Source organism: Paenibacillus sp. FSL H3-0469 (assembly GCF_038051945.1).
Lineage (GTDB): Bacteria > Bacillota > Bacilli > Paenibacillales > Paenibacillaceae > Paenibacillus_AQ.
Window position 1 is genome coordinate 5,170,503 of sequence record NZ_CP150302.1, and the last position, 13,485, is coordinate 5,183,987.

Here is a 13,485-nt window from a genome sequence, read left to right on the forward strand (position 1 = left end):
ATGCTTTAATCTAAGTGGAAAAGGAATTTTAACCAATTTGAGGAGTGATTGCAATTATTTATGCGGTAAAGGATATTTTATTGCAAATATCAGCTGCCTGCATGTTCCTGTTTCTTTTTCAGTGGAGGCTGGACCGGGGCGATCCCCTGCGCCGGAACATCAGGTTCCCCGATGATCATATCTTTCTGATGATCTGCTGCGCGCTGGGCATTACGCTGTGCATGGCCCTATCGGCTACGATGTTCGGGGTGGTCTATTTGAATCTGGCGATTCTCCCGGCCTATATCGGGATCTTATATGGTAACCTGCCCTCCAGCGTGTACCTGGCACTGTATTTCTTCTTCTGTACTGCATTATTTTCGATGCCGTCAGGGATAGAGCATCTTTTCTTGAATACAGGGGTGCTGATGTATCCGCTGCTCTTCGGCATGTCCGGGCTGTTCAAGAAATCCGCGATTCCCGGCAAAATCGGCATTCTGTGGGGCGCGCTTTTTCCGAGCATGCTGTTCATTGTCATTGTACCGAATATGCAGGGCCGGAGCATCCTTAATATCCATCCTGCTGAAGCTGCCCTGGCCGGGTTATATGCCTTGACGGCCTTAATTCTGGGCGCCTTGTTTATCGTCTATATCGATAAGGCCTGGGACAAGCTGCAGGTCAAGATACAGATGCAGGGAATCTCGGAGAAATTCCAGTGGGAATCGGAGAAGTTGCAGCAGATCACGAATGTGGTGCCGCTGAATATTATGGAGTTCGATGACAACGGGTATGTGACGGAGCTGAATGAATACATGCTGACTCTGATGCAGCGTCATTGCCCCCTGTTGACCAGAGAGGTTATTTTGTCGAGTCCGGCAAGAGAGGTCTTCGGCCAAAGCATGGATCAGGCTACCCTGGCCCGGTTAGAGGGCGTTCTGCGCAGCAGACAGCGTTCCAATACGAAGATCAGGGTCGATTCGATGACCTATCATATTTTTACCGCGCCGCTCCAGCATGAATCAGGGCTGCCGGGCGGAGTCGTCATGATTATTCAGGATTTGACGGAAGAGGAGAAAATCCGCAGCGAGCTTGACAATGTCGAGCGCCTGTCGCTGGTCGGGCAGATGGCTGCGGGAATTACGCACGAGATCCGTAACCCGATGGCGGTAGTACGCGGCTTCCTGCAGCTGATGCGGGAAAAGAGCCCGGAGGATCTCCATTCCTATTATCATATTGTTATGGAGGAGCTGGACCGGGCCAACAGCATCATCAATGACTTTCTGTCGCTGGCACAGACCCGTGTATCGGACAAGGAGCCGGCCGGCCTCCAACCTATTCTGGAGGAGCTTACGCCGCTGATCTGGGCGGATGCCAATCTTCGCGGCCAAAGTGTAGAACTGAAGATCAGTCCTACGATGCCGCTGCTAGAGCTCAATGTCCGGGAGATTAAGCAGCTGATTCTGAATCTGGCCCGCAACGCCATGGAGGCGATGGAGGCCAAGGGCGTACTGACGCTGGCTGCCTGTGAGCATGAGGATACCGTGCTGCTGATTATAACGGATACCGGAAGCGGTATGCCCGAGAGCCAGCTGCAACAATTGTTCACCCCGTTCTTCACCACTAAGAGCCAGGGGACAGGTCTTGGCCTGTCGCTCTGTCTTAGTATTGCAGAGCGGCATAACGGGACGATCCGGGTAGAATCGGAGGTCGGTTGCGGGACCTCGGTCATCGTTACTTTTCCGGTAGAATCCAGAGAGGGAGCGCTCCAGAGCCCTGTATATATGTAGCGGATTCCGGGAGGACGGGCACCGTTTCGGGGCTGTGCAGCGGCAGGCTGGAGCAGGCTGCTTCTCTTGCTTTCGCAGAGTATGTATGTATAATAAAGTTAGCAAGTAGTGCTGGAACGCGGTAACGTTATCCGGGTCCAGGGCCGTATCTCAATTCAAGTGATGAAGGAGAGTGCAGAGAAATGTCCATGTCTTTTAATCAATATATGAGAGATTCTATTCAACCTATGCGCGACGATCTGACAAGCATCGGATTTCAGGAGCTGTTGACCCCGGAGGATGTGGAAGCAGCCCTTCCGGCAGCCAAGGGAACTTCGCTGGTTGTTGTTAACTCCGTATGCGGCTGTGCCGCCGGACAGTGCCGTCCAGGGGTAGCCCAGGCGCTGCAGAACGAGATTCTGCCGGATCACCTGTTCACCGTATTTGCCGGTCAGGAGAAGGAAGCTACCGCCAAGGCACGTGAATATTTCGCTCCGTATCCGCCATCATCCCCGTCCATCGCCCTGATGAAAGACGGCGAGCTGGTTCACTTCATCGAACGTCACGGTGTGGAAGACCGTTCGGCCGCCGAGATTGCTGCGGAGCTGAAGGAAGTTTTTGACCGTGTGTGCCAGTAATAATGAACTGCAGCCTGAGGGCAGCAGCATGAATAAGTAATGATCCCGCATCAGCCAGCCGTCAGCCGGAGGCTTGGCTCATGCGGGATTTTTTTTCTACTTGTAATAGGGCTAGGGAATACAATTCTAAGAAACGGGGTGGTCCTGTGAGTCTGCAGGAAGAGATTATTGCTACGCTGGGAGTTAAGCCGGTAATTGATACGGATGCGGAGATACGTAAGCGTGTAGATTTTCTGAAAGCGTATGCGCTCCAGGCGGGGGCCAGAGGTCTGCTGATTGCGATTAGCGGAGGTGTGGATAGCGCGGTGGCTGCGGGTCTGTGCAAGCAGGCTACGGACGAGATGACGGCGGAGCAAGGCAAGGAGTATATGACACTCGGGGTATTCCAGCCCTACGGGGAGCAGGAGGATATTGAGCACAGCTATGCGGTGGCCCGGGCTTTTGAGTTGACCCATACGGTGGAGACCAATATCGAAGAAGCGGTGAACGAGATCGCCCTGGAGGTCGAGCATAGCCTGAAGGCCCTGGGACAGCACAAGCATATTACCCATCAGGGCAAGGGGAATGTAAAAGCGAGAACGCGGATGGTGATGCAGTATGCGCTTGCTTTTGAGAACAATCTGCTGGTGGTGGGTACCGATCATGCTTCTGAAGCCATTACCGGATTCTATACGAAGTGGGGCGATGGTGCCGTCGATATTACACCGCTCTCTTCCCTGAACAAACGGCAGGTACGTCAGCTGGCTGCGGCACTTGGCGTGCCGGCGGATATCGTGACCAAAGCGCCGACGGCCGGACTCTGGCCGGGCCAGACGGATGAGACAGAGCTTGGAATCACCTATGAGGAGAACAGCGATTATCTGGAGGGGAAGACCGTCAGCCGTGAAGCGGCTGAGAAGCTGGAGCGCTTCTTCCGGAGAACGGCGCATAAGCGCGATAGTATTCCGGGGATCTAAGCAGGTTATGCCGGAGCCGCCGGGGCGCTGTGTTTGATGCAGACGCTCCGGCGGTTTTTTGGTAAGAGTAAGAATCTACTTCGCCAGTACCCGGTTGATGAATTCTCTGGTAGCGGATATCGCCTGTTCCAACTGGGGTGTCGTTCCGGAAAAAGGATGAACGGTGCAAAAGGTATGATTGCCGCCTGGAATCTGCACCCATTCAATATCCGGCCGCAGCCTGATCAATTGCCCGGAGCCGCGGCGCAGATGCTCTCCGTCCTCACTGCCTTGAATCAGAACGGCCGGGAAGCTGGCCTGCTTCATCCGCTCCATAATCTGGTAACGCTCCGCCTGCTGCTCCAGATCCTCTATAATGATGGCATCCAGCGGCATTTGCTGTCCGGTCCGTCCGTTGAGCACATGGGTCCGGCCCTTTTCCCGCATCTCACTCTTCTGCTGCTCTGTGAACAGATCCAGGTTAGTGATCCCGTTCCAGGAGATGACCCCGGCGATTTCTGCCGGATGATCCAGTGCGTAGAGGAGTGAGTCGCCCCCGCCGCGGCTATGCCCTAGCAGGAACAGCGGGAGGCTGCCGAACCTGTGGTGCTGGCTCAGATAAGAGAGCAGGATCTCCATATCCTTGATCTCACGCTGGTAGGTGTTGCGGGCGAATTTGTCCAGCTCGGTGAAATTCTGCAGATCCTCGCCGATGCCGGCATGGGAGAAGTTGAAGGTGATTACTTCATGCTCGTCGCTGAGCGCCTGTGCCGTATACGGGAACATCCCCCAATCCTTAAAGCCTTTATAGCCGTGAGCGATGACTATCACACTGCGGGCCTCTCCCTGGGCGGGAAAATGGGAACAGCGAAGCACCGCATCCTCACCTGCGGGTAATTCAAAATTACGGGACATAAGGTATTCTTCCTTTCCTACATATCTTGGAACTGGCGGTTGTACTTCTTTACCTGATATACCTGATTTGTGCGTGATAGACTTTCAGTTTTTTTTCTTTTAAGATAGCAGAAAGCTGACGCTAAGACTATTATTAATAATACTTGGTCAAGATGCTGACAGGCTTCACTGTTACATGAGATCTGTGGAGTCCTAGCAAGATCATATCATTAGACGCAGGGTAAGGATAGAAGGTAATATAAGAGGGTTAAGGAATGCAGAGACAGGAGAGGTGTGGGAGTGTGATTTACGGAATCGGGCATGATGTGCTGGAAATCGGCAGGGTTGCCGGGATTACGGAGGGCAGCCTGGGCAGCCGCTTCTCCCGGAGAATTCTGACCCGGCAGGAGCTGGCGCTGGCCGCAGGCAAAGGCGCAAAGACCGCGGAATTCATCGCCGGAAGATTCTCGGCCAAGGAAGCGGTTGTGAAGGCGCTCGGCTGCGGAATCGGTCAGATGGTGGGTTTTCAGGACATTGAGATTCTGCCGGATGCACTGGGCAAACCAGTAGCCATCCTGTCTGCGGAGGCCTGGTCCCGGCTGGGGCTGCCGAAGGAGGAGTATGTCATTCATCTCACTATTACGCACAGCCGCGGACTGGCCTCTGCCTTCGCGGTGGTGGAGCGGACACCCGGCTACAGCCTGTAACTATATAATATGAACGGCAAGGAGAATAACGATGAACACAGATGAGAAGCACATAGAAGCGCAGCAGGAAGCCAAGTTATTCTTCAGCCGGTTCCTGCTGGAATGGTACCACCTCCAGAAGCGGGACCTGCCGTGGCGGCGCCACCGCAACCCGTATTACATCTGGATCTCAGAGATTATGCTGCAGCAGACCCGGGTAGATACGGTAATTCCTTATTTCAACCGTTTCATTGAGCAATTCCCGACTGTAGAGGCGCTCGCTGATGCACCGGAGGAAGAGGTGCTGAAGTGCTGGGAGGGACTTGGCTACTACTCACGTGCCCGGAATCTCCAGCATGCCGCGAAGCAGGTCAAGGAGCTGTACGGAGGTCAGGTACCGGATGACCGCGATGCCGTATTCGGCCTCAAGGGCGTAGGCCCGTATACCGCCGGTGCTATTCTGAGCATCGCGTTCAACCGGCCGGAGCCGGCGGTGGATGGCAATGTGATGCGTGTCTTATCCCGGTATTTTCTGATTGAGGATGACATTGCCAAAGGCCCGACCCGTGTGAAAATGGAAAAGCTCGCCGCCGAGCTCATCCCCGAAGGGGAGGCGGGCAGCTTCAATCAGGCGCTGATGGAGCTTGGCGCGCTCATCTGCACGCCGAAATCACCGCGCTGCCTTCCGTGCCCGGTGATGGAGCACTGCGCCGCGCGGCTGGCGGGCTGCGAGGCCTCGCTGCCCGTCAAGACCAAGGCGAAGCCGCCGCGTCCGGAGGAGCGGCTGGCTGCTCTGGTGGAGGGCCGCGGCGAGCACGCGGGCCGGGTACTGATCCGGCAGCGGCCGGCTAGCGGGCTTTTGGCCCGCATGTGGGAGCTGCCGCACTGGCCTGCGCCGCCTGCTGAGGCCGGCGGCGCGCGAGGTGCGCTGCTGCCGGAAGCGGCAGCGCTGGACCGGCTGCGCCGGTCCATGAGCCAGGCCGGGATTCACGCCCGGCCTGAGGGGCACTGGATGGCTGCGGAGCATACATTCAGCCATATTGTGTGGACCCTGCAGGTGTACCGCTGCAGGGAAGAGGCGGCGCTGCCGCTGGCAGCGGAGAGCCGCGCCGTGTACGGGGCGGCGCAAGCGGAGCGCGGCGACAGCCCGCTGGGCGCGGACGCTGAAGCGGCACATGCGGAGCGTGCGGATGGCGCGCTGGGGGTGGACGCTGGGGCGGCACATGCGGAGCGCGTGGCTGCGGCGCTGGGGATACAGCTTGCGGAAGACGCACCGCTGGCGCTGTTCGACAGCGGGGATGCCGCAGCCGATGCGGCAGACAGCGGAGCGCAGCGCTGGATCAGCCGCGAGGACATGAAGAATTACGCCTTTCCGAATGTGTTCCTCAAGCTGCTGAACAGCTATTTCGATGAGCAAGAGACGTAGGCTCTAAGCCACAACTGTGATGTTGTTACCCGCTGAGCGATACAGTCCACCGAGATATGAGTATCACTGCTGCCGGTTGCAGTGTAAAGATTAGTATGTTTAGTGCTGAACGAGGGTGCTTCTCTTATCTTCTCACCAACGCTGCAACGGCTGCCGTCCTTCTAAAAAGAGTGCCTCCGCTTCCGTGTGCTGTTGAGCAAATTGTGGCTATCGGATGTGGACAAACTGGAACTATATATTACCTGACCTCAACAGCCGAAAGTATAGTATATGTGCGCCACTAACGGAAGTGAGCCGCCGCACGGCGCAATCAAAGGGATAAATCCCATTAAATGAGCCGAAAGTGAGCCGCACGGTGAAATCAAAGGGATAAATCCCATTAAAAGTACCGAAAGTGAAGCCGCACAGTGAAATCAAAGGGATAAATCCCATTGAATGTGCCGAAAGTGGGCTGCACGGTGAAATCAAAGGGATAAATCCCATTGAATGTGCCGAAAGTGGAGCCGCACGGTGCAATCAAAGGGATAAATCCCATTAAAAGTATCCAAAGTAGGCAGCAGGCGTAAATGAGGAGCACAAATACCCCTGAATTGGTCAAAAGCGGGCGGTTGAGCAAAATGAGGAGCACGAATGCCCCTGAATTAGCCAAAAGCGGGCGATTAGCTGAAATGAGGGGCACAAATGCCCCTCAAATCCGCTGTACCCATCCCCCGCGCCCTACCCCTGCCCTCCTCACCCTGGCTCTCAGCCGACTTCCCCACCTCACCCCAACCCAACCCCCGCACCCATCCGCCCCGGATGTAAGTTGCATAAGCCAGGAACGAGAGACCAAGGAGGTAAAGGATGAAGACGATTACCATATATGATATCGCCAAGGAGGCCCAGGTGTCCGTAGCCACAGTCTCCCGTGTCCTCAACAATACAGCTCCGGTCAAGGAGAGCACCCGGGAGATCATCATGGCTGTGATTGAGAAGCACCAGTTTCAGCCGAACGCGCTTGCCCGCAGTCTGCTCAAGAAGGAGACCGGCACGATCGCCATGATTTTGCCTGACATCACCAACCCCTTTTTCCCGGAAGTCTTCTGGGGAGCCGAAAATGTAGCCAGAGAGAAGCATTATACCTTCTTCCTCTGCGATACGGCGGGTGAGCATAGCCGCGAGTCGGAGTACCTTAGCATTCTTCGGGAGAAAAGAGTGGACGGGATTATTTTCCTGGGCGGCAGAATTAACCTGAACCAGTGCCCGCCGGCGTTGTCACAGGAAGTCGTGGAGCTGTCGAAGCATGTGCCGATCGTGCTGGTCAACGGTAATCTGCCCCGGAGCGGCCTGCACCGCATTTATACCGATGAAGAGGAAGGGGCCGCACTGGCCACCCAGCATCTGCTGGACCTGGGGCACCGGAGAATCGGGTTCCTCGGGGGAATGGAGGAGACCTCCACAACCCAAGTGAAGCTGAAGTCTGTGAGGATGAAGCTGAAAGAACAGGGGCTTACGCTGCGCAAGGATTGGGTCATGTTCCACGACTTCTCGATCGAGGGCGGGCGGGCGCTGATGGACCGGATGCTGGAGCAGGAGGACCGGCCGACAGCGGTGCTGTGTGTGAATGATTTTACAGCTATCGGGGCGTTGAAGTCTGCCACCCAGCATGGGCTGAAGATACCGGAGGATCTGTCGATCGTCGGGTTCGACGACTCGCCCTTGTCCAGAGCGGTAATTCCGGAGCTGACCACGGTGTCGCAGAACACCAACCAGCTGGGGGAGCTGTCTGTAGAGATGCTTCATGAGCTGATCAGCGGCAGAAATCCCAAGAAACGGACGGTACTCCAGCCAAAGCTGGTGGTACGCGACAGCACGGGACGCCCGAAAAATCCTGCAGAATAGTTCTTAGAATAGCCAGCAATATCACCCGCCGGAAGCTGCTTACCAACCAAGTCTGCCGCGCACGTATTCGAGTATGTTCATCCAGGGGCGGTCAAGAACTTTCCAGGCGTATGTGGAGTGCGTCAGCACGAGGGGGCCTGTATACTGGAAAGTTTTTAGATTGAAGCATGAAATTTGTGTAAAGTAGGATTGACCAGCGGATAACCAGAAGTTATAATGAAATGGATTTCATGAAACCCATTTCATTATTTTTTAGATTTTGAGTAAGCGGTTACTCTAGCGGTACATAAGGGACAAGGCGAGTTAGCGAATTTGCTGACAATTTGAAAAATAAAAGAAATTCGCAGCCGTAACCAACCAGTTACCCTGTATTTCCCACAAGAGAAGCCGCCTTCAGAGGGACGGCATGACCCGTGCACAGCTAATCCGTGTATTCCCTCTGAAGCAGTACCGCTCTTAATGGAACGTCATGGGCCGTACAACAAGCCGTCTCCGTCCCTCCAGAGAAGTACTACCTTCAGAGCGACGGCATAGCCCATGTATCGCCGCGTATTTCTCTCTGTACCGGCACCGCCCTTAGAGAGCGGCAATAACCGTATCCAAGCTCATTTACCAAGTTTTTTACCATTTCCAGGCTTATCTTAAGAGCTTATATGCTGGCATACGCCACTATATAAATATGACATTGTGAAGGGAGCGGGGGGGACGGACGCAGACATGCTTGGATCATTTCAATCTTGAATCAGTTCAATCTTGGTTTGGCTTAACATCACTGAAATTAGGGGAGCGTGGCGAACAGTGAAACAGTTAAAGAAGAAAAGCTCGGCTTGGCTCATGCTGCTGACAGCCGTAGTTACACTTGTAACCGGTTGCAGCGGCGGGAATAATGCGGCTGCACCGGCAACACCGGCGGCGGAGGCGACTCAGGCTCCGGCAGCCAGTGAAACGCCAGCAGCGGCAACGGAAGCGCCTTCGGCAACACCGGCTGCCAATCTGAACGGGCGGGAGATCCGCATTTCCCACTGGTGGGATGCCACTCCTGTCGGGGATTCAGAGGCAGATGAGCTTGCCCGCGAGCGGATCAAAGCGGTGGAAGAGAAATACAACGTCAAGATTAAATACCTGAATACAGAGTATTGGTCCACCGCTGAGAAGCTGTCCTCTTCCGTTATGGCAAGCGATCCGTTTGCCGAAATTGTCCGGCTGCCGGACGGCTTCATCTGGGGCCTGATGCATGGCGGCTTCCTTACACCGCTGGATGATTATCTGAAGGATTCACTCATCGATCAGAGCGTGATTGATTCCATGCGCTTCGGCGGCGACAAGGTCTATGGCCTGGAGAGCTGGTACAGCCCGAACGACAGCGGCGTGTTCTACAACAAGCGTATTTTCAAGGAAGCAGGCCTGAAGGACCCGCAGCAGCTGATGGATGAGGATAACTGGAACTGGAATACGATGCTTGATGCGGCGAAGAAGCTGACGATTGACAAGAACGGGGACGGGAAGATGGATCAGTACGGTCTGGCCGGAGCCCATTATGTAATCTCAGAGCTATTGATCGCCAGCAACGGCGGCAAAATCTATGACGAAGCTACCCAGAAGGCGGTCTTTGACTCACCGGCATCGATGGAAGCGCTTAACTTCCTTCATAAGCTCTATACCCAGGATAAGGTATTCAAGCCTAACGAGGGCAATGACTGGGAAGATCCGGCTAAGTATTTTGGAGAAGGAACGGTGGCTATGTATCCGGGCGGTCTCTGGGAAATCGAGGGGCGTATTCTCGGCAAGATGAAGGATGAATGGGGATATGTCTATATTCCAAAAGGCCCGCAGGCCGATAAGTACTACGATCCGCTGGGCCAGACAGCAGCCTATGCCATTCCCAAAGGGGTCAAGGATGCGGATACCATCGTGAAGATTTGGGAGGATCTGCAGCCGTTCGACAGCTGGCAGGAGAACCGCAGATTGTCGATGGAGAATGTTTTGCCGGATGAAGCCTCTATCGCCAATGCGATGAATGATGAAGGTAAGGTGGAGCGGGTCTTCGGCGGACGTTACGGCGGTCTTGGCGTCAAGGATCAGCTCGATAAGGTGACTGAGAAATTTCTGAAGGGCGAGATTACACCGTCCACCGGGGTGGCCCAAGTCATTGGAACGGCGCAGGCCGCAGCCAAGAAGGTACTGAGCGGTGAGCAGGATAAAGAGAAGAAATAGGGAACAGGACAGCTTATAACAAGGGTAATACCTGCTTGTCCTGCGCAATACCTGCTGTGGTAGTCCGCAGAATCGGCAGCCGCCCTTATAGGGCGGCGTAGCCGTGTGCACCTGTATCACTCTTAATTTGCAAGTCTGCTAGAGGAGGGAACCCGAGTGAGAATATCATTATCCCGGCGGATGATGAACCGGACACTTGTAACCGTCATGCTGATCTCCATGATGGCGCTGCCTGCGGCAAGTGCAGAGCTGCCTGCTGCCCAGGCACAAGGTGTGACGGGGAACGGGCAGGAGATGCGGCAGCCGCCTGAGGGCAGCTATGAGCATTATCTGCAGCAATACGAGGGCGGGGAGCAGCCCCGTGAAGAAATTATGCTGAAGGGAGCCGATTATACCGGGGCCGAGGGGATGAGCCCGGAGGTGCTGACGGAGCTTGGCGGTGAGACGGGAAGATACGTCAGAACGGAGGAGAGCGGTTCGGTGGAGTGGCAGCTGGATGTGCCGAAGTCCGGGCTGTACCACATCTCTGTCCGGTATTATCCGGTGAAGGGCAAAAGCTCGGCGATTGAACGTGAGCTGCTGATCGACGGCAAGCTGCCGTTCACCAGCGCCCGCAATCTGTCCTTCGGGCGGATCTGGGTCAATGAGAACCCGGTGATCCAGCAGGATAACCGGGATAACGATCTCCGGCCGCGCCAGATTGAGGCCCCGGCCTGGCAGGAGACCCTGCTGAGAGATACGGAAGGCTACTATGAGGAGCCTTACCAATTCTATCTGTCGGCCGGAAGGCACACCTTGACGATGGTATCCAGCAGAGAACCGATGGTCATCGACTATATTAAGCTGCACAGCTACGCTGCACCCGCTGCCTACGCAGAGGTGAAGCAGAGCTACGAGGCCAAGGGATATAAGGCCACCAGCGGGCACGCGGTGAAGGTGCAGGGGGAAGCGGCGGCCTACAAGTCCTCCCCGACCCTGTATCCGGTCACAGACCGCTCAAGCCCTTCAACAGAGCCGTACGATGTCTCCAAGATCAGAATGAATACCATTGGCGGCAACAACTGGCGGGTACCGGGCCAATGGATCGCCTGGGAGGTGGAAGCGCCGGAGGACGGTCTGTACAACATCACCATCAAAGGCCGGCAGGAGCTGCTAAGAGGGATATATTCCACACGCTCTATGCGGATTGACGGAGAGATTCCGTTCCGGGAGATGCTGCAGATTCCGTTCTACTATGATTCGGATTGGCAGATGAACCGGCTGGGGAACGATGAGGAGCCTTATTTATTCTATTTAAGTAAAGGGAAACACGAATTGCAGCTGGAGGTCAGCCTTGGAGCCATTGCGCCGCTCTTGCGCCAGGTGGAGGCCAGTGTGCTGGACATTAATGCGATGTACCGCAAAATCCTGATGATTACAGGCAATGTGCCGGATCCGTACCGCGATTACAGGCTGGAGGAGCAAATCCCGGATATGACGGCGGTCTTCCGTGAGCAGAGCAAGATTCTGTATGGTGTATCGGAAGAGCTGGTCCGGCTTACAGGGGAAAAGAGTGATAAAACCGCAACCTTGAATAAAACTGCCTATCAGCTGGCGGACATGGCCGATAAGCCGGAAACGGTGCAAAAGCGGCTGTCGCAGTTCAAAATCAACGTGGGCAGCGTAGGCTCCTGGATTCTGGAGGTACGGGAGCAGCCGCTGGAAATTGATTACCTGCTGCTGTCTTCGCCGGAAGTGAAGCTGCCAAAGGCGAATGCTTCCGGGTTCAGGAAGCTTGTGCATGAGGTGTCGTCCTTCACCCATTCGTTCTTCGAGGATTACAACACCATTGGCAATACCACGGAGAACGGAGAGACCATTGATGTATGGATCGGAACCGGCCGCGACCAGGCGCAGGTGCTGAAGGCAATGATTGATGATACATTTACCCCGCTCACCGGCATCGGTGTCAATCTGAAGCTGGTGAGTCCGAATGTGCTGCTGCGCGCCTCGCTGGCCGGGGAAGGCCCGGATGTGGCGATGCAGGTCGGCAATGATATGCCGGTGAACTTCGGGATGCGCAAAGCGGCAGAGGATCTGTCGAAGTATCCCGGCTATGAGGAAGTGGTGAAGCAGTTCAGAGACAGCGCGCTCGTGCCGTACCGGTTCGAGAATCAGGTCTTTGCCCTGCCGGAGCAGCAGATCTTCAACATGCTGTTCTACCGGAAGGATATTCTGCAGGAGCTGAATCTTGAGCCGCCGCAGACCTGGGATGAGGTATATGCAATGATTCCGGTGCTGCAGAAGCACCGGATGGATATGGCGCTGCCGCTCGCGCAGACGACAGGCGTGCCGGTGCTGGAGGTCAACCGCGCCTATGCCATGCTGCTCTATCAGATGGGCGGGTCCTTTTATCTGAATAACGGAGCGAAGAGCGGACTGGATACAGAGACCGGGCTGGCTGCCTTCAAGGACTGGACCAATTTCTATACCAGCTACAAGCTGCCGCTGATCTTCGACTTCCCGATGCGGTTCCGCACCGGCGAGATGCCGGTCGGCATTCAAGACTATACCTTCTATAACTATCTGAGCGTATCCGCGCCGGAGATTAAGGGGCTATGGGAATTCATTCCGGTTCCGGGCACGAAGCAGCCGGACGGCAGTATCCGCAGGGATGTGGCCAGCGGGGGCACCGCCGCATTGATGCTTAAGCAGGCTAAGAACAAGGATGCCGCCTGGGAATTCATGAAGTGGTGGGTAGACAAGGATTCGCAGGTCCGCTTCGGCCGGGAGATGGAGGGCCTCATGGGCGCGGCTGCGCGGTATCCGACCGCCAACGTTGAAGCGCTTAAGGAGCTGCCGTGGCCGACAAGCGATTACCGCCATCTGGAGGAGCAGTGGCAATGGGTGCAGGGTGTGCCTGAGGTGCCGGGCGGTTACTTCACGGGCCGACATCTGGACAATGCGCTGCGCGAGGTCATCAACAATGGAACGAATACCGCCGATGCCCTGTACGATTATGTGCAGGAGATCGACTATGAGATTGATCAGAAGAGAGCAGAGTTCGATTTGAAACGAAGGGAATAG

At 55.5% G+C, this 13,485-nt stretch carries 9 protein-coding genes; 8 read left to right on the forward strand and 1 reads right to left on the reverse strand.

From position 1 onward, the window contains the following. Positions 1-80 precede the first annotated feature (80 nt). The 3 genes from NSS83_RS22810 to nadE all read left to right on the forward strand — a co-directional run bounded on the left by NSS83_RS22810 (position 81) and on the right by nadE (position 3,339). The gene (locus NSS83_RS22810; protein WP_341182729.1) at positions 81-1,766 is read left to right on the forward strand and encodes an ATP-binding protein; all 1,686 of its coding nucleotides are present in this window, start codon (positions 81-83) and stop codon (positions 1,764-1,766) included. Between the two features lie 182 nt (positions 1,767-1,948). Beyond that, entirely contained in the window at positions 1,949-2,383 is a 435-nt protein-coding gene (locus NSS83_RS22815) for a BrxA/BrxB family bacilliredoxin (RefSeq protein ID WP_341182728.1), read from the forward strand. Between the two features lie 146 nt (positions 2,384-2,529). Further along, positions 2,530-3,339: an ammonia-dependent NAD(+) synthetase gene (gene nadE, locus NSS83_RS22820; RefSeq protein ID WP_341346533.1), complete on the forward strand. Its 810-nt coding sequence runs from the start codon at positions 2,530-2,532 to the stop codon at positions 3,337-3,339. 75 nt (positions 3,340-3,414) lie between these two features. Here nadE and NSS83_RS22825 read toward each other — a convergent pair whose 3' ends face one another. After that, a complete protein-coding gene (locus tag NSS83_RS22825; protein ID WP_341346534.1) occupies positions 3,415-4,233 on the reverse strand; it encodes an alpha/beta fold hydrolase in 819 nt (272 codons plus the stop codon). Between the two features lie 281 nt (positions 4,234-4,514). On the opposite strand from NSS83_RS22825, the gene acpS reads away from it, so the two are divergent. The 5 genes from acpS to NSS83_RS22850 all read left to right on the forward strand — a co-directional run bounded on the left by acpS (position 4,515) and on the right by NSS83_RS22850 (position 13,485). After that, the gene (acpS, locus tag NSS83_RS22830) at positions 4,515-4,919 is read left to right on the forward strand and encodes a holo-ACP synthase (protein ID WP_341182725.1); all 405 of its coding nucleotides are present in this window, start codon (positions 4,515-4,517) and stop codon (positions 4,917-4,919) included. Positions 4,920-4,950: 31 nt separating this feature from the next. After that, on the forward strand, positions 4,951-6,324 hold the full coding sequence (mutY, locus tag NSS83_RS22835) for an A/G-specific adenine glycosylase (RefSeq protein WP_341346535.1): 1,374 nt from the start codon (positions 4,951-4,953) through the stop codon (positions 6,322-6,324). 843 nt (positions 6,325-7,167) lie between these two features. Beyond that, on the forward strand, positions 7,168-8,205 hold the full coding sequence (locus NSS83_RS22840) for a LacI family DNA-binding transcriptional regulator (RefSeq protein ID WP_341182722.1): 1,038 nt from the start codon (positions 7,168-7,170) through the stop codon (positions 8,203-8,205). 798 nt (positions 8,206-9,003) lie between these two features. After that, a complete protein-coding gene (locus NSS83_RS22845) occupies positions 9,004-10,419 on the forward strand; it encodes an extracellular solute-binding protein (protein WP_036700024.1) in 1,416 nt (471 codons plus the stop codon). Between the two features lie 156 nt (positions 10,420-10,575). Further along, positions 10,576-13,485 (forward strand): extracellular solute-binding protein, encoded by a 2,910-nt coding sequence (locus tag NSS83_RS22850; RefSeq protein ID WP_341346536.1) that lies wholly within the window; start codon positions 10,576-10,578, stop codon positions 13,483-13,485.

What these genes read in the sequence shown, in the direction of transcription:
- NSS83_RS22815 (WP_341182728.1), top strand. Translation starts at nt 1,949, where the DNA reads ATGTCCATGTCTTTTAATCAATATATGAGAGATTCTATTCAACCTATG.
- NSS83_RS22825 (WP_341346534.1), bottom strand. Translation starts at nt 4,233, where the DNA reads ATGTCCCGTAATTTTGAATTACCCGCAGGTGAGGATGCGGTGCTTCGC.
- mutY (WP_341346535.1), top strand. Translation starts at nt 4,951, where the DNA reads ATGAACACAGATGAGAAGCACATAGAAGCGCAGCAGGAAGCCAAGTTA.
- NSS83_RS22840 (WP_341182722.1), top strand. Translation starts at nt 7,168, where the DNA reads ATGAAGACGATTACCATATATGATATCGCCAAGGAGGCCCAGGTGTCC.